At 71.7% G+C, this 20,198-nt stretch carries 18 protein-coding genes; 6 read left to right on the top strand and 12 right to left on the bottom strand.

Annotated elements, in window-relative coordinates:
* Positions 1 to 124: 124 nt before the first annotated feature.
* From AB4Y76_RS04135 to AB4Y76_RS04110, 6 genes are all read right to left on the bottom strand, one after another.
* Positions 125 to 1,348 (bottom strand): methyl-accepting chemotaxis protein, encoded by a 1,224-nt coding sequence (locus AB4Y76_RS04135; RefSeq protein ID WP_441922411.1) that lies wholly within the window; start codon positions 1,346 to 1,348, stop codon positions 125 to 127.
* Positions 1,345 to 1,890 (bottom strand): PAS domain-containing protein, encoded by a 546-nt coding sequence (locus AB4Y76_RS04130; protein WP_441922409.1) that lies wholly within the window; start codon positions 1,888 to 1,890, stop codon positions 1,345 to 1,347. Before AB4Y76_RS04130 ends, AB4Y76_RS04135 begins: the two co-directional genes overlap by 4 nt.
* A 121-nt stretch (positions 1,891 to 2,011) precedes the next feature.
* Entirely contained in the window at positions 2,012 to 2,506 is a 495-nt protein-coding gene (locus tag AB4Y76_RS04125; RefSeq protein WP_441922407.1) for a nitroreductase family deazaflavin-dependent oxidoreductase, read from the bottom strand.
* Positions 2,507 to 2,508: 2 nt separating this feature from the next.
* Complete coding sequence (locus AB4Y76_RS04120; RefSeq protein WP_441922405.1) at positions 2,509 to 3,015, bottom strand: pyridoxamine 5'-phosphate oxidase family protein; 507 nt, start codon at positions 3,013 to 3,015, stop codon at positions 2,509 to 2,511.
* A 47-nt stretch (positions 3,016 to 3,062) separates the two neighbouring features.
* Positions 3,063 to 3,692, bottom strand: a complete 630-nt coding sequence (locus AB4Y76_RS04115) for a TetR/AcrR family transcriptional regulator (RefSeq protein ID WP_441922403.1) — start codon at positions 3,690 to 3,692, stop codon at positions 3,063 to 3,065.
* A 40-nt stretch (positions 3,693 to 3,732) separates the two neighbouring features.
* Positions 3,733 to 8,112 carry a hypothetical protein gene (locus tag AB4Y76_RS04110; protein ID WP_441922401.1) on the bottom strand — a complete coding sequence of 1,460 codons (4,380 nt, stop codon included), beginning with the start codon at positions 8,110 to 8,112 and terminating at the stop codon, positions 3,733 to 3,735.
* Between the two features lie 417 nt (positions 8,113 to 8,529).
* Here AB4Y76_RS04110 and AB4Y76_RS04105 point away from each other — a divergent pair, with 417 nt between their 5' ends.
* The 5 genes from AB4Y76_RS04105 (at position 8,530) to AB4Y76_RS04085 (ending at position 11,827) form a co-directional block, all read left to right on the top strand.
* Positions 8,530 to 8,733, top strand: a complete 204-nt coding sequence (locus AB4Y76_RS04105) for a cold-shock protein (protein WP_441922399.1) — start codon at positions 8,530 to 8,532, stop codon at positions 8,731 to 8,733.
* A 114-nt stretch (positions 8,734 to 8,847) separates the two neighbouring features.
* Positions 8,848 to 8,994 (top strand): hypothetical protein, encoded by a 147-nt coding sequence (locus AB4Y76_RS04100; RefSeq protein ID WP_441922397.1) that lies wholly within the window; start codon positions 8,848 to 8,850, stop codon positions 8,992 to 8,994.
* Between the two features lie 141 nt (positions 8,995 to 9,135).
* Entirely contained in the window at positions 9,136 to 9,753 is a 618-nt protein-coding gene (locus AB4Y76_RS04095) for a DUF47 domain-containing protein (RefSeq protein ID WP_441922395.1), read from the top strand.
* Positions 9,754 to 9,756: 3 nt separating this feature from the next.
* The gene (locus AB4Y76_RS04090) at positions 9,757 to 10,758 is read left to right on the top strand and encodes an anion permease (RefSeq protein WP_441922393.1); all 1,002 of its coding nucleotides are present in this window, start codon (positions 9,757 to 9,759) and stop codon (positions 10,756 to 10,758) included.
* 193 nt (positions 10,759 to 10,951) lie between these two features.
* The gene (locus AB4Y76_RS04085) at positions 10,952 to 11,827 is read left to right on the top strand and encodes a hypothetical protein (RefSeq protein ID WP_441922391.1); all 876 of its coding nucleotides are present in this window, start codon (positions 10,952 to 10,954) and stop codon (positions 11,825 to 11,827) included.
* A gap of 100 nt (positions 11,828 to 11,927) precedes the next feature.
* Here the strand turns inward: AB4Y76_RS04085 and pstB are convergent, their stop codons facing one another.
* The 5 genes from pstB to AB4Y76_RS04060 all read right to left on the bottom strand — a co-directional run bounded on the left by pstB (position 11,928) and on the right by AB4Y76_RS04060 (position 16,897).
* Positions 11,928 to 12,707 (bottom strand): phosphate ABC transporter ATP-binding protein PstB, encoded by a 780-nt coding sequence (pstB, locus tag AB4Y76_RS04080; protein ID WP_441922389.1) that lies wholly within the window; start codon positions 12,705 to 12,707, stop codon positions 11,928 to 11,930.
* A 17-nt stretch (positions 12,708 to 12,724) separates the two neighbouring features.
* Positions 12,725 to 13,789 carry a phosphate ABC transporter permease PstA gene (pstA, locus tag AB4Y76_RS04075; RefSeq protein WP_441922387.1) on the bottom strand — a complete coding sequence of 355 codons (1,065 nt, stop codon included), beginning with the start codon at positions 13,787 to 13,789 and terminating at the stop codon, positions 12,725 to 12,727.
* Positions 13,789 to 14,712 carry a phosphate ABC transporter permease subunit PstC gene (gene pstC / locus AB4Y76_RS04070; protein ID WP_441922385.1) on the bottom strand — a complete coding sequence of 308 codons (924 nt, stop codon included), beginning with the start codon at positions 14,710 to 14,712 and terminating at the stop codon, positions 13,789 to 13,791. The genes pstA and pstC overlap by 1 nt, the downstream gene beginning before the upstream one ends.
* A gap of 31 nt (positions 14,713 to 14,743) precedes the next feature.
* Positions 14,744 to 15,838: a phosphate ABC transporter substrate-binding protein PstS gene (gene pstS, locus AB4Y76_RS04065; RefSeq protein ID WP_441922383.1), complete on the bottom strand. Its 1,095-nt coding sequence runs from the start codon at positions 15,836 to 15,838 to the stop codon at positions 14,744 to 14,746.
* Between the two features lie 162 nt (positions 15,839 to 16,000).
* Complete coding sequence (locus AB4Y76_RS04060) at positions 16,001 to 16,897, bottom strand: NUDIX hydrolase (protein ID WP_441922381.1); 897 nt, start codon at positions 16,895 to 16,897, stop codon at positions 16,001 to 16,003.
* Between the two features lie 41 nt (positions 16,898 to 16,938).
* On the opposite strand from AB4Y76_RS04060, the gene AB4Y76_RS04055 reads away from it, so the two are divergent.
* Entirely contained in the window at positions 16,939 to 18,009 is a 1,071-nt protein-coding gene (locus tag AB4Y76_RS04055) for a hypothetical protein (RefSeq protein ID WP_441922379.1), read from the top strand.
* A 9-nt stretch (positions 18,010 to 18,018) separates the two neighbouring features.
* Here AB4Y76_RS04055 and AB4Y76_RS04050 read toward each other — a convergent pair whose 3' ends face one another.
* A complete protein-coding gene (locus AB4Y76_RS04050) occupies positions 18,019 to 20,190 on the bottom strand; it encodes an RNA degradosome polyphosphate kinase (protein WP_441922377.1) in 2,172 nt (723 codons plus the stop codon).
* Positions 20,191 to 20,198: the final 8 nt, after the last annotated feature.

The raw sequence follows: 20,198 nt of genomic DNA, 5'->3' as shown, positions 1-20,198 counted from the left end.
GGCCCCGTCGACACCCAGCTCGACCCGGTGGAGGGCGACCGGTGACTACCCGGGGATGCTCTGCAACGGGCACGACTTCCCCTACCCGGAGGCGTTCACGAAGCCGGGTCCGTGATCCCGGCGGCTACTCCGGTACGCCGCCGGGCGTGATCTGGCGCAGGAAGTCCGCGACGTGCGTCCGCAGCGACGCCGCGAGCTGGCTGAGCTCCAGCGAGGCCGACGTCATCTGCGCCACCCCCGCACTGGTCGCCTCGGTCTCGGCGCCGATCGCCGCGATCTCCTCGGTCACCGTGGTCACCGCGGTGGCCGCCCGGGTGGTGGTGGCGCTGAGCTCGCCGGTGGTCTGACGCTGCTCGCCGACGGCGTGGGCGATCGTGCCGATGCTGTCGCCCATGCCGCGCACCGAGCCGGTGATGGTCTCGATGGCGTGCACCACCGCCGCGGTCGCCGACTGCATCCCGGAGACCTGGCCGGCGATCCGGTCGGTCGCCTCCGAGGTCTGCGCGGCGAGGTTCTTCACCTCCGAGGCCACCACGGCGAAGCCCTTGCCGAGCTCGCCGGCGCGAGCGGCCTCGATGGTCGCGTTCAGGGCCAGCAACCGGGTCTGGCTGGCGACCTGGTTGATGATGTTCACGACCGCGCCGATCTCCTCGGACGCGGTCGCCAGCCCGGCGACGGTGTCGTGGGTGCCCTCGGACTCGCGGACCGCCTGGACGCCGGCGGTGTTGGAGGCGTTGGTCTGCTCCTCGATCGACCGCACCGTGCTGGCGAGCTCCTCGACGGCGGCCGCCGCGACCGTGACCGCCTCGGACGCGGACTGCGAGCTCTCCCCGACCTGGACGGCGCGACGGGCGGTCCGGTCCGCGGTCGCGCCCAGGCTGCGCGAGGTCGACTCCATCTCGGCGGCGGCGGCGGCCACCTGGTCGGAGAGGCCGAGGACCGCCTGCTCGAAGGCCTCGGCGAGCGTGGCCTTCCGCGCTTCCTCCTCGGCGAGGGACGCGTGCGTGGCGGCCATCGCCTCGATCGCGGCGTTGATGGTGCGGGCACCGCCCTGGAACGAGCCGCCGAGCCCGCGGACCAGGAACCGGCGGTAGAACCGGGCGCTGCTGGCGTACTCCAGCGACGCGGAGGACTCCCGGACGTAGGCGTCGGTGACGTCGAGGAGGTCGTTGATCGCCCGGCGTGCCTCCAGCAGCTCGGGCTCGTCGCCGAGCACCGGTACCCGCGGCTCGAGGTCGCCGGAGGCGGCGGCGCGGCACACCGCGGTGAGGGCGGTGAGTGCGTTCCGGTAGCGCGCCAGCTCGGCGTCGGCGGTCGCGTCGGGCTCGACCACGGTCAGGGTGCTCATGCCGCGTCCTCCTCGGCGGACAGGCCCCACACGTACTCGTCGTAGCTGCAGCCGGCCTCGGCCAGGATCGCGTCCAGGAGGGCGCGGCCGGCGGCGAGCGCGTCCGGCGTACGCGGGTGCCGGGACTCCTCGGCGACCAGGCGGCCGTAGAGCCCCTGGATCTCGGCGAGGGCGGTGGCCGAGGCGGTGCGCCGGTTGGAGTGGTAGCCGGTGATCCCGCCGCGCACGTCCAGGGTCGGGGTGACGTGCGCCAGCACCCAGTAGTGACCGCCGTCGGCGCTCAGGTTCACCACGTAGGCGAAGATCTCCTCGCCTGCCTGGATTCGCTCCCAGAGCAGGCCGAAGACGCACCGCGGCATCCTCGGGTGCCGGATCACGTTGTGGGGTTGGCCGATCAGCTCGTCCTCGGGGTACCCGCTGATGTCGACGAACAGCTGGTTCACGTAGGTCAGCCGGCCCTGCAGGTCGGTCTTGGAGACGATGATCTGGTCGGGACGGAAGGTCCGCTCGACGCCGTTCGGCGTCACGGGGGCAGTGCGCATGGGTTCTCTCCGGGTCGTGGTCGTGAGCACCACGATCCCGGTGCGCAAGGATCCGTCCCAGGGGACATGGACCCCGGAATTCAGGCCTGTCGGCCGCTCAGGTCCGCGCCGTTCCTGCCGATCAACGCGGCTCGAGCACCACCACGGGGATCTCGCGGTCGGTCCAGGCGGCGTACTTCGCGAAGTCGGCGTACAGGTCCACGAGCCGCGGCCACAGGGCCTCCCGCTCCTCGCCGACCGCGGTCCGCGCCCGCACCGGTACGCCGCGCTGCCCGCGCAGGTGCACCACGGTGTCCGGCTGGGCGACCAGGTTCGGGTACCACTGCGGGTTCTTCGGCAGGCCACCCTGCGAGGCGACCACGACGAGGCGCGGTCCGTCGACCAGGTAGAGCAGCGGGGTGGTGAAGGTGGTGCCGGACTTGCGGCCCACGTGCTCCAGGAGCAGCGTCGGCACGGGCTTGCGGAAGCCGGCGCCGATCCGCCACTTGTTGCCGATCCGGCCGTTCGTACGACGGAAGAGCCAGACCTGGATCTTCGCCATGTACTTGATGGCCTTCGCGGTCACCGGTGAGTCGAGCCCGGCCGGTGCCTCCTCGGGCAGGGAGAAACGGCCCACGGTCAGGCTCCTTCGGTGGTCGGCGCGGTGCTGCCACCGAGCGGGATCGGGTCGAGGCCGAGCTTGCGGTGGTCCCAGGAGCGGATCCGGTCGACGTCGAAACGGACGGCCACCCGCTTGTGCAGCATGAGCTCGACGAAGGGACGCAGCTCCTCGGTGTACTCGCTGTTGTAGCGCTCCCAGACGCTCACGCCGACCGCCCAGAGCGCGTCCGGGTCGTCGACGATCTCGGCGCGCCCCTCCATCGAGACGCCGCGCAGCGTGTCGTAGGTGAGACCGTCCTCGACGAGCACGGTGACGCGCGGGTCGCGGCTCAGGTTCAGGGCCTTCTGCGCCTTGGCCTTGGTCTCGAACCAGATCGTGCCGTCGATCAGCGCGAACCACATCGCGACCGCGTGCGGGTGGCCGGTGGCGCCGAGGGTGACGAGCGTCGCGGTGCGCTGGCTGGCGAGGAACGCGGTGATCTCGTCGGTCGTCATCTCGACCTGGGAGCGCTGGTTGGTGCCCATGGTGTCCTTCTGCTCGGTGGGGGACTGATCAGGTGGTGCCGGTCAGGTCAGGCGGGTGGTCCGGCCAGGACCGAGGCGACGAGGTCGAGCAGCTGCTCGGTGACCTCCTGCGGCGTCCACGGTTCGCCGTCGCCGGCCATCAGGACCTGGGTGCGTTCGAGGTCGCCGAGGACGCGCAGCGTCAGGCTCATCGCCTGGGCGAGCCGGAAGGCGACCGTGCGTGGGCCGGCCGTCGGGTCGAGCCGGGCGACCCGGGCGACGAACGCGGCGTTGCGGTCGAAGAAGGTGGTCGAGATCGGGCCGAGCGCCGGGTCGTTGGCGGAGAGCAGGTGGGCGACCATCCGGACCCAGTCCCGGCCGCCGCTCTCGACCAGGGTCAGCAGCGGGTGGATGAAGGCCGCGGCCAGGGACCGCGCGGTGTCCTCGCCCGGCCCCTCGAGGAGCAGGTCGCGGCTGGTCGACACGTCAGCGGTACGGCGGCGTACGACGGCTTCGAGCAGCGCTTCCTTGGACCCGAAGTGGTAGTGGATCGCCGCCACGTTGGTGCCCGCCTCCTGCATCACGGCGCGCAGCGACACCGCCCCCACGCCGCGCTCGGCGAACAGGCGCTCGGCAGCGTCGAGCAGCCGCGTCTCGGTGTCCGCGGCGCTCGCGTCGTGCCGGGTCGCGGTCGCCATGGCAGGACTGTATCAACTGATTGAATCAGTTGATTGAAATTCAGGAGACGCGGTAGGCCTCGACGATGTCGACGAACTGCACCGGGTCGACCGCGTTCGAGCTGAGCACGTGACGCTTGCCGTCGTTGCCGCGGATGGTGGCCTTCCAGTTCCGTGCCGTCGGCGAGCCCGTGAAGCTGATCTCGGTCTCGGAGTCGCGCAGGTCCCAGCTGTCCGAGCCCGAACCGCGCGAGATCTCCAGCGTCCCGTCGCTGATCGAGACGATCGCGGGCGTCCAGTTGAGCAGCGCCCACCACGACGCCATCGCGAGCGCGGTCATCCCGACGGCGCCGATCACGGCGTTGGAACCGCCGGACGAAACCGCCCAGAGGATCGCGAGCACGGCGCCGACGGAGAAGATCGTGAACAGGGTGCCGAAGACGTAGCGCAGCCCGTTGCCGGGACGGAACTCGATGAAGCGCGGGACCGGATCGCCGGTGGACGGCAGCCGGGCCTCCCTGACCGGCGCCGCCGGGGCGGACGCGCGCTGGGCGGCCTTCCGGGCAGCCTCCTCGGCGGCCTTCCGCTCGGCCGCCTCGCGTGCGGCCTGCTCCTTGGCGGCCTTCTCCGCGGCCTTGCGCTCCGCCTTGGCGGCCTTGCGGGCGGCGCGGGCGTCGATGACCACCGGCTCGTCCCCGACCGGCTCGGCGGGCGCCTCGGTCCACTGCTCGACGACCGGCTCCTCCGGCAGGTGGTCCGCGTCGGCGCCCTCGGTGAGCGGTGCGGTGACGGCGTGCGGCAGACCGCCGGCCAGGGCGGCCGTCGCGGCGTGCGCGGCCGGAGCCGGTGGCGCGGCAGCGGTCGTCGGGGCGACCTCGATGTCCTCGGCGGGTGCGCCGGTGGCGCGGCCCGGTGCCCGGGGCGCGGCAGCCCGGGCGGCACGCTCGGCGGCCTGACGCTCCCAGGCGGCACGCTCGGCGGCGATCCGCTCCTTCTCGACACGCTGGGCGGCGATCAGCTCCTGCTGGGCGCGCAGCGCCTCGGCACGACGGCGGGCGCGCTCCTCGGCGGCGATGCGCTCGGCCTCGGCCTTCTCCTCGGCGATCCGGCGCTGCTCGGCGAGAGCGGCCTCCCGGCGCGCGGTGATCGCGGCGATACGTGCTGCCTCGGCCTCCGCGGCGGCGATCCGCTCGGCCTCGGCGCGGTCGGCCTCGGCGCGCTCGGCGGCGAGACGCTCCGCCTCGGCCTGCTCGGCGGCGAGGCGCTCCTCCTCGGCCTTGATCGCGGCGAGGCGCTCGTCCTCGGCACGCTGGGCCGCAGCACGCTCCGCCTCGACCCGCGCAGCCTCCGCGGCCTCGGCGGCGAGGCGCTCGGCCTCGGCCTGCTCGGCCGCCAGACGCTCCGCCTCGACCCGGACGCGCTCCAAGCGCTCCTCCTCGGCGCGCTGGGCCTCGACGCGGTCGTTCTCCAGGCGGATCGCCTCGGCCTTCTCGGCGGCGAGGCGGCGACGCTCGGCCTTCTCCGCCGCGATCCGCTGACGCTCGGCCTCCTCGGCGGCCAGGCGCAGCGCCTCGAGGCGGTCGGCCTCGGCCTGCTGGGCGGCTGCCCGGTCGGTCTCGATCCGCTCGGCCTCGGCGAGCTCGGCGGCGAGGCGCTGCTTCTCGGCCTCGATCGCAGCCAGCCGCAGGGCCTCCAGGCGCTCGGCCTCCGCCAGCTCGGCGGCGGCGCGCTCGGCAGCGAGCCGCTCGGCCTCGGCCTGCTCGGCGGCGAGGCGTTCCTCCTCCGCCTTGATCGCGGCGAGGCGCTCCGCCTCCAGGCGCACGGCCTCGAGGCGGTCGGTCTCGGCCTGCTGGGCGGCGGCGCGCTCGGACTCCAGGCGCTCGGCCTCGGCGAGCTCGGCGGCGAGGCGCTCCTCCTCGGCCTTGATCGCGGCGAGCCGCTCCTCCTCCGCCAGCTGGGCCGCGGCGCGCTCGGTCTCGATCCGCTCGGCCTCGGCCCTCTCCTCGGCCAGGCGCTGCTTCTCGGCCGCGATGGCGGCCAGCCGCAGTGCCTCCAGCCGGTCGGCCTCGGCCTGCTGCGCGGCGGCGCGCTCGGTCTCGATCCGCTCGGCCTCGGCCTTCTCGGCGGCGAGGCGCTGCTTCTCGGCCTCGATGGCGGCCAGACGCTCGGCCTCCAGCCGGTCGGCCTCGGCGCGCTGCGCCTCGATCCGGTCGGACTCGATCCGGCGGGCCTCCTCGGCCTCTGCGGCGAGCCGAGCCTCCTCGGCCCGGACCAGCGCGAGGGCGATGCCCTCGAGCCTGCCCGCCTCGGCCTCCTGGGCGGCCAGTCGGTCGGCCTCGATCCGGTGGGCCTCGTCGGCCTCCGCGGCGAGGAACGCCTCGTAGGCCTCCACCTCGGCGACCCGCAGCGCCTCCAGGCGCTCGTCCTCGGCCAGCTGGGCGGCAGCGCGCTCGGACTCGATCCGGCCGGCCTCGTGCGCCTCGGCCTCGAGCCGGACGGCCTCGGCCTTCTCGGCAAGCCGGCGCTGGCGGTCCTGCTCGCGGAGCTCGGCCAGCTCGTGCTCACGTCGTTCGCGCTCGATGCGCTCGGCCTCGGCCTTCTCGGCGGCGAGGCGCTCCTGCTCGGCGACCACTGCGGCGCGACGCGCCTTCTCGCGCTCGATCGCCTCCTGGCGGGCACGCTCCAACCGTTCGCGCTCGAGCCGCTGGCGCTCGGCCTCCTCGGCCTCGCGCCGCTGCTCCTCGGCCTGCAGTGCGGCGAGACGTGCGGTCTCACGCCGCTGGGCCGCTTCACGGATGGCCTCGATCCGGCGGGCCTCGGCGGCCTCCGCGGCGAGACGGGCGGCCTCGGCAGCCTCGACCTCGCGACGCTCCTGGGCGGTGGCCTCGTCGACGAGGCGCTGGCGCTCGGCCTCCTCGGCGGCGACCCGCTCGGCCTCCACGCGGACGGCCTCCTCGGCGGCCGCGCGCTCGGCCTCCGCGGCGGCGAGGCGCTCGGCCTCGATGCGTRCCGCCTCGGCCTCCTCGGCGGCCACGCGCTGGCGTTCGGCCTCCTCGATGGCGGCGATCTCGGCGGCGATCCGGGCGGACTCCGCCTCCTCGGCGGCCTTCCGCTCGGCGGCGATCCGGTCGGCCTCGGCCTGCTCGGCGGCGAGGCGCTGGCGCTCGGCCTCGTCGGCGGCGGCCTGCTCCTCGGCGGCGCGTCTGCGCTCGGCCTCCTCGATGGCGGCGATCTCCGCCGCGATCCGGGCGGACTCCGCCTCCTCGGCGGCCTTCCGCTCGGCGGCGAGGCGCTCCGCCTCGGCCTGCTCGGCGGCAAGCCGCTGACGCTCGTCCTCCTCGGCCGCGGCCGCGAGGGCGGCGATCCGGGCGGACTCCGCCTGCTGGGCCGCTTCCTGGGCCGCTTCCTGGGCCGCTTCCTGGGCCGCCTCCCGCTCGGCCTCGGCCTGCTCGGCTGCCTTTCGCTCGGCTGCGAGCCGGGCGGCCTCGGCCTCCTCGGCGGCCTCGCGCTCCACGTGCAGCCGGTGCTGCTCGTCGCGCTCCGCGGCCAGCCGGCGGTCCTCGGCGCTGGATTCGCCCTCGGGGTCCAGGTAGGAACCGAGGATCGAGGCGGGCGACGACCCGCCGTCGACGTCGACGTTCCACGGCTCGTCCGCGACGCTCTCGGGGACGAGGCTGTCGTCCCGTCCCGCGGCAGGCTGCTCCTCCGGCACGTCCAGGTAGTTCGCGAGGAAGGCGGGGACCGGCGGCACGCCGGTGGCGTTCTCGCCGGAGTCGTCGACCGCGGCCCGCGCCAGGGCGAGCGGGTCGACCAGCTCGGGGGAGGAGGGAGTCGGCGCCACGACCGGGGACTCGACCTCGGCGGCTCCGGCGGCCGCCTCGCGGCGCGGACGGCGGCGGCCGGTGCGGCGCGAGCCGCGGCGGGAGGTCGCCTCGTCGTCCGGCTCCGCGGAGACCGCGGTGTCCTCCGGTACGGCGGCGGCCAGCTCGGCACGGATCACCGGGATCTCCCCGGTCACCCACGGCCCGAGCGGCCCGGCGTCGTCGGCCAGGTCAGCGGCCCAGGTGGTCACGCGCGGGCCGGCGTCCTCGGCGACGGGGTCGTCGGCGACCGGCTCGGCCTGGGGTGCGGTGGTCAGGGGCTCGGGTGCGTCCGCCTTGTCCGGCGTACGGCGCCCGCGCGCGCGAGGCTTCGCCGGCTCCGGCCGGACGTCCTCGGCGCTCTCGTCGAGGGCGGAGCTCAGCAGGGCCAGCGGGTCGATCCCGGCGCCGGTGTCCTGGAAAGCCGACGGCGAGCGGGTGGCGTTGGCCTCCTCCTCGACGTCCTCGAGGCCGGCGGACGCGACGCGCAGGGGGTCGATCCGGGCGTCGTCCTCGGTGCCCGGACGCTGGTCCGACTCGTGTGCAGGGTCAGCAGAGTCGGCGCGGCGGTTCCGTGCCACGACACACCCCTTCCCTGTCCGCCGCCCATGAACCCACGGGCGGTGCGAGCCCTGCAGTCAGAACCCTCTCACGCGTGCGGACCGAATGCCGCACTTCGGAACGAATTGTCGCACTCCCGGGCTCCTCCTAGCCCAACGATCCACCCCGGGATTGGGCACGCGCCCGGAGGAACCCCGCGCGAACGCGCGACGAACCGTCTGCCAACTCTCCCCAGATCGCGGCTCCGGGAGCGTGACAACCGGCCGTCAGTTGGTAGTGTCTTGCCTGCAGGTGCGAGTTCCAGCGGTAACCAACGCAGTTGGAGTTCGTGATCCAACGGCGTTTCTTCTCCATGCGAGGCGGGACGACGTATCACCGCATCTGCAAGAGGCAACCGAGGTGGTCGTCTCTCGCCCCGAACAAGGAGAAATACGAGCATGGCTCAGGGCACCGTTAAGTGGTTCAACGCCGAGAAGGGCTTCGGCTTCATCGCGCAGGAGAACGGCGGCGACGACGTCTTCGTTCACTACTCGGCCATCCAGTCGCAGGGTTACAAGTCCCTCGACGAGAACCAGAAGGTCGAGTTCGACGTCACCCAGGGCCCGAAGGGCCCGCAGGCGGAGAACGTCCGCCCGGTCTGACAGCAGAATTCACCAAGGGGCTTCGACCATTCGGTCGGAGCCCCTTGGCAATTGGGTGTAAACCCTTACTGAGGGGGTTTCCGCGTCCGGCGGGTGCCCGGGGAGGAGGGCGTCGTGTCCGGCGACCCGTTCGACGTCGAGCTCGAGGACACCGAACTGTTCGACGAGGTGGAGCTCACCACCTCGTTGATGGCTGCTGCCAACCTGTCCGAGGGGCCGCTCCCGGCAGAGGAGATCGACAAGCTGCTCGGCCTGCGCTGACTCCGGCCGCCGTGACCCCGGCGAGGGGGCGGCGTGCCCGCTGCTGTGATTCGGATAACGGGCGGAGGCGCGGCTTGCGTGTTCGCGGTGTTCAGCACCTAGCATGTGACCCGTTCTGATCCTGCTCCCCTGGAGTTCACCGTGGCGTTGAAGTTCAAGCCCGTCGACACTGCCTTCTACACCCTGTTCACCCGGCAGGCCGAGCACCTCGTCGCCGGTGCCGCGCTGGTGTCCGAGCTCCTCTCCGAGGGCTCCGACCGCGCCTCCCTCTCGCATCGGATGCGCGAGGCGGAGCACGAGGCCGACGAGACCACCCACGAGATCGTCCGGCGGGTGAACAGCACCTTCGTCACGCCGTTCGACCGCGAGGACATCTACGCGCTCACCTCGGGGCTGGACGACGTCATGGACTACATGGAGGAGGCCGTCGACCTGGTCCTCCTCTACGAGGTGGAGCACCTGCCTGCCGGCGTCGCCGAGCAGATCGAGGTCATCCAGCGCTGCGCCGAGCTCACCGCGGCCTCGATGCCGGGCCTGCAGAGCATGAAGGACCTCGAGGAGTACTGGATCGAGATCAACCGCCTGGAGAACACCGGCGACAAGAGCTACCGGCGCATCCTGGCCAAGCTGTTCAGCGGCCAGTACGAGGCGCTCGAGGTGATGAAGCTGAAGGACATCGTGGACTCCCTGGAGCACGCGATCGACGCCTTCGAGCGGGTCGCCAACATCGTGGAGCAGATCCACGTCAAGGAGTCCTGACCGGTGGACCTTGCCATCGTGATTGCGGTGGTCGTCGTTGCCCTCGCGTTCGACTACACGAACGGGTTCCACGACGCTGCCAACGCGATCGCCACGTCGGTGTCCACCCGGGCACTCACCCCGCGGCTGGCGCTCATCCTCGCCGCGATCATGAACTTCGTCGGTGCCCTGCTCGGCCAGGAAGTCGCGCACACGGTGAGCGACACCATCTCGGTGCCCGACGGCAACCACGGCCTGATCATCGTGCTCGCCGGCCTGCTCGGCGCGATCGCCTGGAACCTGGTCACCTGGTACTTCGGCCTGCCGTCCTCGTCCTCGCACGCACTGATCGGCGGCCTGGTCGGTGCGGCGCTGGCCGCCGGTGCCGTGGTGCACTGGCAGACCATCATCGACAAGGTGCTGATCCCGATGGTGCTGTCGCCGATCTTCGGCTTCGGCGCCGCCTTCGCCGTGATGCTCTCGATCATGTGGATCTTCCGGCGCCGGAACCCGCACAAGGTGCAGCGCGGCTTCCGCCTCTCCCAGACCGTCTCCGCCGCCGCCCTCGCCCTGGGCCACGGCCTGCAGGACGCCCAGAAGACGATGGGCGTCATCTTCCTCGCCCTGGTGGCCGGAGGCTATGCATCGGCCAACGACGACCTCCCGCTCTGGGTGATCGTCTCCGCGGCCACCGCGATCTCCCTGGGCACCTATGCCGGTGGCTGGCGGATCATGCGCACCTTGGGACGCAAGATCATCGCCCTGGACCCGGCCCGCGGCTTCGCCGCCGAGTCCGTGGGTGCGGCCGTCCTCTACACCACGGCCTTCGTCTACCACGCGCCGATCTCGACCACCCACACGATCACCTCGGCGATCATGGGTGCCGGCGCCACCAAGAGGTTCTCCGCGGTCCGGTGGGGCGTCGCCCGCTCCATCGTCACCGCCTGGGTCCTCACCTTCCCGGCGGCCGGAACCGCAGCCGCCCTGGTGTACGTCGTCCTCCGGTGGGTGTTCCGCCTGCCTTAGTCGGGCTGGGCGGCTTTGGGCGGCTCTCTTGTCGGTGAGTCCGGCTGGTGCGCATCCGCGCATGCGAATGTCGCTGCTGCGTCGTATGCGCTGACCATCCGTCCCTCCCGCGACATTCGCATGCCGGGCGGCCGGCGAACCGGCCTGTGGAAAGCCCCGACGCCGACGGCCGCGGCTCGGGCACCCTCGCCGGATGGACGTCGCCGCCTTCCTCGCCGGCTGTGGTGGCGCGTCCGGACGTCGTGATCTGGCGCAGCGGTTCTCCCGGTCGACGGTGGAGCGCGCGGTGGCGAGCGGGACGATCGAACGGGTCGGGCGCGGCAGGTTCACGCTTCCTTCGTTGTCCGCAGCGCGGAAGGTCGCGGTCGGCCACCACGGTGTCCTCTCGATGCGGAGCGCCGCTCAGGCCCACGGCTGGGGCCAAAGGCTGGTCCCCGACAGGCCGGACGTGACCTTCCCGCGCACCCGCAGGGTGGAGAGGGCGGCCCGGCGGTTCCTCGTACCGCACTGGTCGGACCTGCCGGCGGAGGACGTGAGCGACGGCGTGACCACCAAGCGCCGCACTCTCGTGGACTGCATGCGGATGCTGCCGCTCGAGGAGTCGTTGCCCATCGTGGAGAGCGCGGTCCGGTGCGGGGACGTCTCGCTGACGGGACTCCGCGCCATCGCGCATTCGATGCGGGGCCGCGGTCGGGCGCGCGCCATGGGGGTGGCGGCCATGGCGGGGACGCGCGCTGCGAACCCGTACGAGTCGGTGCTCCGGGCGATCGCCTCCACGGTGCCGGGGCTCGCGGTGGTCGCGCAGCACCCGATCCGGGTCGGCGGTCGCGACCTGCACCCGGACCTGGCCGACCCGGCGCTCATGATCGTGATCGAGGCCGAGAGCTTCGCCTGGCACGGGGACAAGGCGGCGCTGACCCGCGACTGCGCGCGGTACAACAGCTTCGCGCTCCTGGGCTGGACGGTCATCCGGTTCAGCTGGACGCAGGTGATCTTCGACCCGGCGTACGTCGTCTCGGTGCTGTCGGAGGCCGTTCGGCTGGCCCGTGCACATGCAAATGTTGCGTGAGGGGCGGGAGTGCGCCGCACTGCACCCGGCAGCGACATTCGCATGCCTGGCGGCTTCCTCCGGTCCCTGTCTGCCGAGGTGCCTGAGGAGGCAGGCCGGCTCAGCCGAAGCGGCCGGAGATGTAGGCCTCGGTGGCCTCCTCGTCCGGGACGCTGAAGATCTTCTTGGTGGGGTTCATCTCGATGAGACGGCCGGGCTTGCCGGCGCCGGCCAGGTTGAAGAAGGCGGTGTCCTCGGAGACCCGGGCGGCCTGCTGCATGTTGTGGGTCACGATGACGATCGTGTACTGCTCCTTGAGCTCGTGGATCAGGTCCTCGATGGCGGAGGTCGAGATCGGGTCGAGGGCGGAGCACGGCTCGTCCATGAGCAGCACCTGCGGCTCCACGGCGATGGCGCGGGCGATGCAGAGTCGCTGCTGCTGGCCGCCGGAGAGGCCCATGCCGGGCTTGTTGAGCCGGTCCTTGACCTCGTTCCAGAGGTTCGCGCCCTGCAGCGAGCGCTCCACCACGGCGTCGGCGTCGGACCTGGAGAGCCGCTTGTTGTTCAGCCGCAGTCCGGCGAGCACGTTCTCGTAGATGGACATCGTGGGGAACGGGTTCGGGCGCTGGAAGACCATGCCGACCATCCGGCGCACCTCCACCGGGTCCACGTTCGGGTCGTACAGCGACTGCCCGTCCACGAGGACCTTGCCCTCCACGTGGGCCCCGGGGATCACCTCGTGCATCCGGTTGAGGGTGCGCAGGAACGTGGACTTGCCGCAGCCGCTGGGGCCGATCAGCGCCGTCACCGACCGCGCGGTGATGGTCATGGAGACGCCCTCGACCGCGAGGAAGTCGCCGTAGTAGATGTTGAGGTCAGAGACGTCGATGCTCTTGGCCATGTGTGTTCCTTGGTCTTTCAGTGTCCGGACTTCGGGGCGAAGACGCGGCCCGCGATCCGGGCGATCAGGTTGAGCGCCATCACGATGACGATCAGCACCAGTGCAGCACCCCAGGCCATGTTCTGGAGGATCTCGGGGTTGCTGCCGGGCTGGGTGTAGCTGGAGTAGATGAAGACCGGCAGGCTCGCCATCTGCCCGTGGAAGGGGTTGTAGTTCAGCGAGTCGGTGCTGCCGCAGATGATGAGCAGCGGGGCGGTCTCGCCGATGACCCGGGCGATGGCCAGGGTGATGCCCGTGATGATGCCGGCCATGGCGGTCGGCAGGACCACCTTGAGGACGGTCTTCCACTTCGGCACGCCCAGGGCGTACGACGCCTCGCGCAGGTCGTGGGGGACCAGCTTGAGCATCTCCTCGGTGGAGCGGACCACGATCGGGATCATCAACAACGAGAGTGCCACGCCGCCGCCGATACCGAGCTGGGTACCCGGTCCGATGAGGATCGAGAACAGCGCGTAGGCGAAGAGGCCGGCCACGATCGAGGGGATCCCGGTCATCACGTCGACGAGGAACCGGATCCAGCCGGCGAGGCGGGAGGTGCCGCCGTACTCGACCAGGTAGATGCCGGACAGCAGGCCGACCGGGACGGAGATGACGGTCGCGCAGAGCGTGATGATCAGGGTGCCGATGATGGCGTGGTAGATGCCGCCCGGCTCGCCGATGACGTTGCGCATGGTCCAGGTCATGAACTTCACGTTGATCTGCGGGAGACCGTGCGAGATGACCTGCCAGAGCAGGGAGACCAGCGGGATGAAGGCGATGCCGAGCGCGACCCAGACGAGCGAGGTGACCAGCCGGTCGGTGGCCCGGCGGGCGTTCTCGACCAGGCGCGACCACACCGTCAGGCCGACGAGGAAGAACACCGTCGAGACGATCACGATGCCGGCCGGTCCCCAGCCGAGGGTCAGGCCGACCAGCGCGCCGGCGGCGACCGCGACGGCGACGGCGACCAGGGTGGCGTAGCGGGGGAGCTGGGCGCCGCGCAGGCGGTGCTCGGTCTCGGGTGCGGTCTGCAGGGTCGTCATCACTTCCTCCCCGGCTCGTAGCGGGCGACGATCGCGCGGGCGGCGAAGTTCACCGCGAACGTGATCACGAACAGGACCAGGCCGGTGGCGATCAGCGCGTTCCGCTGGAGGCCGGTGGCATCGGCGAAGGTGAGGGCGATGTTCGCCGCGATGGTCGACGGGTTCGTCGAGGAGATCAGGTTGAAGGTGACCACGCCGCTGGCGGAGAGCACCATGGCGACGGCCATCGTCTCGCCGAGCGCCCGGCCGAGACCCAGCATCGAGGCCGAGACGATGCCCGAGCGGCCGTACGGCAGCACGGCCAGCCGGACCATCTCCCAGCGGGTGGCGCCGAGCGCGAGCGCGGCCTCCTCGTTGAGCCGGGGGGTCTGGGTGAAGATCTCGCGGGTGATCGCGGTGATGATCGGGAGCACCATGATCGCCAGCACGATGCCGGCGGTGAGGATGGTGCGGCCGGTCGGCGAGGCCGGGCCGGCGAAGAACGGGATGAAGCCGAGGTGCTGGTCGAGCCAGTCGTACGTCGGCACCAGGCGCGGGCCCAGGAAGCCGATGCCCCAGAGGCCGTAGACGACCGACGGGACCGCGGCCAGGAGGTCGACGAGGTAGCCGACCGCCGTCGCGACCCGGCGCGGGGCGAAGTGCGAGACGGCCAGGGCGACGGCCAGCGCCAGCGGCACCGCGATCACCAGCGCGATCACGGCGGCGAGCAGGGTGCCGAAGACGAGCGGCCACACGTAGGCCAGGAAGTTGTCGTGCCCCTTGAGGTCGGCGGGCCCGGCGGTCAGGCCGGGGATCCCCTCGACGGTCAGGAAGATGGCGACGCCCGCCAGGGCGACAAGGATGGTCGCGCCGGCGATGCGGGTGAGGTTGGCGAAGACCAGATCGCCCAAGCGTCGCTTGGGCGATCCGGTCTCCGTCGTCATGGTGCTCACGGGAGTTGATTGTCCTCGCGGGTCACTTGGCCGAGATCGTGTCGATGATCGCGGCGGCCTTCTCCTGGAGCGAGGCGGGCAGCGGCGCGGAGCCGGCGTTCTTGGCCGCCTCCTCCTGGCCCTTGGTGCTCACGACGTAGCTCAGGAAGCCCTTGACGAGGTCGGCCTTGGCCTTGTCGTAGGTCGGGCACGCGAACACGTAGGAGGTGAGCATCAGCGGGTAGGCGCCGGCCTCGGTGGTGGCCCGGTCGACCTTGATCACGAGGCTGCCCTCGGGGCGGCTGTCGTCGATCGGCGAGGCCTCGAGCGCCTTCGCGGCACCCTCGGCGGACGGGGCGACGTACGCGTCGCCGACCTTGATCGAGGCCTGCGACAGGTCGCCGGCCTGGCTCTCGTCGGCGTAGCCGATGCTGCCCTTGCCTGCCTTGACGGCGGCGATCACGCCGGAGGTGCCGTTGGCGGCCTCACCGGACTTGATCGGCCACACCTTGTCGGCCGGGAACTTCCAGGCGCCGTCGGACGCCTTCTCCAGGTAGTCGGTGAAGTTCTTGGTCGTGCCCGACTCGTCGGAGCGGTGCACCGGAGCGATCGCGTCGGCCGGCAGGGTCACGCCGGCGTTCTCGGCGGCGATGGCCGGGTCGTTCCACTTCTTGATCGTGCCGTCGAAGATGCCCGCGACGGTCTTGGCGGACAGCTGCAGCTTGTCGACGCCGTCCAGGTTGTAGACGAGCGCGATCGGGCTGATGTAGTTCGGGACCTGCAGCGCGTCGGCACCGCAGCGCTCCTTGGCGGCCGCGTCCTCACCCTTCTCCGGGTCGAGGGCCGAGTCGGAGCCGGCGTAGTCGATGGCGCCGGCGTTGAACTGCTCGACACCCGCGCCGGAGCCGGCCGGGTCGTAGTTCACGGTGACGTCGGGGTTGTCGGTCTGGAACCCGGCGCGCCAGGCGTCCATGGCGGACTCCTGGGCGGAGGAGCCGGCGCCCTTCAGGGTGCCGGACAGGTCGGAGCTGGTGGAGCCTCCGGTCTCGTTGCCGGCACCGCATGCCGACACGGCGAGGCCGAGAGCGAGTGCGGCGATGCTGGGAGCTGCAACGCGGCGCAGGACGGTCCGGTTCACTTCGATCTCCTGTTGTTAAACGACTGGACACCGAGAAGGTAGGAATCCGAAGTGACACGACCGCCCGCCGCAGGTGAACGGCGGGTGAACGGGAAACCGCCATTGCGCGGTGCTCACGCGGGAGCGAGACCCGGATCACGTCGGGACCGCCGGTTCCGGTCCTCAGCGGACCAGGTGGCGCTCCGTCGCGACGACCCGGCCCTGCCGGTGGTGGCAGACCACCAGCTCGCCCTGCGCCAGCGGCTCCTCCTCGATGCCGAGCTCGGCGAACACCTCGGGCAGCACCGGCCGGTGCGTGCAGAGCACCGCGTTCTCCTTCGACGCGATGAGCTCCTGGACGGCCTGCCGGACCGACAGCGGCGAGGCCTCCTCCTCGTTCAGGCCAGGGACCGCTTCGATCGGCAGCACGTGGTCGGCGGCGTACGGCGCCACCGTCCGCAGGCACCGCGTGGAGTCCGAGGTCATCACCCGCGACACCCCGTACGCCGACAGCACCGGGGCCAGGCTGCGCGCCTGGACCTGCCCGACCGCGGTGAGCCCGCGCTCGCTGTCCGGTCCGGCCCAGCTCGCCCGCTTCCGGGCGCGGGCGTGCCGGACGACGACGAGCGCCCGGGTCCTGCGCGGATGCCGCGCCACCCGGTCCAGCAGGTCGATGTCGTCGGTGTAGGTGAGCAACCGGCGGGCCTTCTCCAGGCCGAACCAGCCGACCTGGTCGATCTCGTCGTTGGCGGCGTACCAGGAGACGCGCTTGCTCCCGACCGGGTGGCCCGTCCAGTAGTGCACGATCTTGGTCCGGCCGCTGGCGACCGTGTAGAGCTGCGGCGGGAGCGGCCGGCCGAGGCGGATCTCCACGCCGGTCTCCTCCAGCACCTCGCGCACGGCCGCGGCCGCGACGTGCTCCCCGGGGTCGCGCTTTCCCTTGGGCCAGGCCCAGTCGTCGTACTTCGGCCGGTGCACCAGGAGCACCTCGCCGCCGTTCCGTCGTCTCAGCACGACCGCGCCCGCGGCGACGATGTCGGATCCGGGAGCCGGGTCGGCCGGCGAGTCCGTGGGGGCCATGCCGCTAGTCTCACCGGGAACCGAGCAGGGGGGAAGCAACGATGGGTGAACGCCGCCGCGCGTCGGCCGTGACGATCGTCATGGCGCTGGTGCTGGGCGTCCTCGTCGTCGGTGGCGGGGCGGTGCTGTGGAAGCGCGGCCACCGCAGCGAGCTGCGGGACGCGGTCGACGTGGTCCCGCGCAGCACCCAGCGGCTCTCCTACACCGACTGGGCCGGCGTCCGGGCGCAGCTCGGGGTGAAGGGCACCGGCGCCGCGGCCGTCGAGAAGCTCGCTTCGCGCGGGTACGACACGGACCTGTCGGCCGTCTCCAGCGTGGACGAGTCGACCGCGGCCCTGCAGGAGAACTTCGGCTTCTCCCCGCTGACGATGCAGTGGGAGGCCTACGGGCAGGCCGCCGCGGGCGCGACGATGGTGGCGCGGATGCCGGACGGGTTCGACTTCGAGAAGGTCACCGACCACCTGGCCGAGCTCGGCTTCCAGGAGCCGAAGCAGGACGACGGGGTCTGGGAGGGCGGCACCGACCTGGTCGCGTCGATCGACCCGACGATCACCCCGGAGCTCCAGTACGTCGCCGTGCTCGCCGACGAGCACCTGGTCGTCACCAGCGACACCGCCGAGTACGCCGCCGTGGCGGCAGCCGTGGCGCGCGGCGACAAGCCCTCGCTCGGCGACCTCGACAGCGTGCGCGAGCTGGTCGGCAAGACGGACGACCCGGTCGCGGCGATGGTCTGGCCGCGCGACTTCGTCTGCACCGACCTGGCGATGTCCCAGGCCGACCAGGACAGCCAGGACGCCGCGCAGACGCTCATCGACAAGGCCGGCAAGGTCACCCCGATGACCGGGATGCTGATGGCGCTCACCCCGGACCGGCAGCTGGAGGTCGTGCAGCTCTACGAGAGCAGCGGCCAGGCGAAGGAGAACCTCGAGGCACGAGCGAAGCTCGCCGTCGGCGACGCCCTCGGCCGCGGTGGCTCCTTCGGCGACGAGCTCAAGCTGACCGACGCGTCGACCGACGGCGCTGCGGTGAGGCTGGTCTTCGAGCCGCGGAAGAAGACCGGCTTCGTGCTGTCCGCGCTGGACAGCGGCCCGGTCCTGTTCGCGACCTGCTGATCGAGTCGGCTACCGGTTGCGCCGGCGCTGCCGGCTGACCAGGTAGTCCTGCAGGTTCACCAGCGGCTCGCCGTCCGGGGAGGCGTTCGCCGTCCAGGAGCCGTCGGCCCCGAGGTGCCAGGCGGCGGTGTGCTCGTCGAACGCGCGGTCGAGGACCCCGCCCACCTGAGCGACCAGCTCCGGCTCGGGCAGCTTGACGAGGACCTCGACGCGGCGGTCGAGGTTGCGGTGCATCATGTCGGCCGAGCCGATGTAGGCCTCCGGGCTGCCGCCGTTCTCGAACCAGAAGATCCGGCTGTGCTCCAGGAAGCGCCCCAGGATCGAGCGGACCCGGATCGTCTCGCTCAGCCCCGGGACACCCGGCCGGACCGCGCAGATGCCGCGGACCAGCAGCTCGATCGGGACTTCGGCCCGCGAGGCGTGGTACAGCTCGTCGATGAGGGCCTCGTCGACGATCGAGTTCGCCTTGATCCGGATCCGGGCCGGGAGGCCGGCCCGGTGGTTCGCCACCTCGGCGCGGATCCGGCCGATCAGTCCCGCGCGGACCGAGTCCGGCGCCACCATCAGCTGCTCGTAGGACGCGTTGCGCGACCAGCCGCTGAGGTTGTTGAACAGGTGGGCGACGTCCTCGCCGATCGCCTCGTTGGTGGTGAGCAGGCCGAAGTCCTCGTACATCCGGGCGGTCTTCGGGTTGTAGTTGCCGGTGCCGATGTGGGTGTAGCGCTTGATCCCGTCGGCCTCTTCGCGGACCGCCATCGCGAGCTTGCAGTGGGTCTTCAGGCCGACCAGTCCGTAGACCACGTGGCAGCCGGCCTGCTCGAGCTTGCGGGCCCAGCGGATGTTCGCCTGCTCGTCGAAGCGGGCCTTGATCTCGACGATCACCAGCACCTGCTTGCCCGCCTCGGCCGCGTCCACGAGGGCATCGATGATCGGGGAGTCGCCGGAGGTCCGGTACAGGGTCTGCTTGATCGCCAGCACGTGCGGGTCGGCCGCGGCCTGCTCGATGAACCGCTGCACGGAGGTGCTGAACGAGTCGTAGGGGTGGTGCAGCAGCACGTCGCTGCGCGAGACCGCCTTGAACACGTCGACCGGCGAGGCGGACTCGACCGGGGCGAGCAGCCGGTGGGTCGCCGGCAGGAACGCCTCGTACTTCAGGTCCTGGCGGTCGAGGTCGGCGATGTCGTGCAGGCCGCGCAGGTCCAGCGGACCGGGAAGGCGGACGACCTCCTCGTTGCTGATGTCGAGCTCGGAGACGAGCAGGTCGAGCACGTGCTCGTCGATGCTCTCCTCGACCTCCAGCCGGACCGGCGGGCCGAACCGGCGGCGCAGCAGCTCCTTCTCGAGCGCCTGGAGCAGGTTCTCGGCGTCGTCCTCCTCGACCTCCAGGTCCTCGTTGCGGGTGACCCGGAAGGTGTGCACCGCGCGCACCTCCATGCCCGGGAAGAGGCGCTTGAGGTGCTCGGCGATGACGTCCTCGAGGGGGACGAACCGCTGGTTGCCGAGCGGGATGAACCGGTTGAAGATCTGCGGCACCTTGACGCGGGCGAAGTGCTCCTTGCCGGTCTTCGGGTTCGCGACCAGCACGGCGAGGTTGAGCGAGAGCCCGGAGATGTACGGGAAGGGGTGCGCGGGGTCGACGGCGAGCGGCGTCAGCACCGGGAAGACCCGCTCCTTGAAGATCCGCTTGCAGACCCGCTGCTCCTCGCGGTCCAGGTCGTCCCAGCGGACCAGCTCGATGCCCTCGTCGGCGAGCGCCGGGATGATCTGCTCGCGGAAGACCTGGGCCTGCCGCTGCATGAGCACCGCGCTCTCCGACCAGATCTGGGCCAGCACCTCCTTCGGCATCAGCCCGGAGGCCGCCCGGACCGCGACGCCGGCGACGATGCGGCGCTTCAGGCCGGCCACGCGGACCATGAAGAACTCGTCGAGGTTGCTGGTGAAGATGGCCAGGAACCGGGCCCGCTCCAGCAGCGGGAGCTCCGGGTTCTCGGCGAGCTCGAGGACCCGCTGGTTGAACCGCAGCCAGGAGAGCTCGCGGTCCAGGAAGCGGTCCGGGAACTGCTCCTCCAGGTCGTCGGCGACCGGCTCGTACGGCGGGTCGACGTCGAAGGGGGCCACCACCCTCAGGCTCGACTCGAGCGGACCCTGATCCGGGTCGGACGCGAAGGTGTCGGTGGTCATGAAAATCA

Source organism: Marmoricola sp. RAF53 (assembly GCF_052114005.1).
GTDB lineage: Bacteria > Actinomycetota > Actinomycetes > Propionibacteriales > Nocardioidaceae > Marmoricola.
The sequence above is the reverse complement of the archived record's forward strand: the minus strand, read 5'-3'. Positions and strand labels throughout refer to the sequence as shown.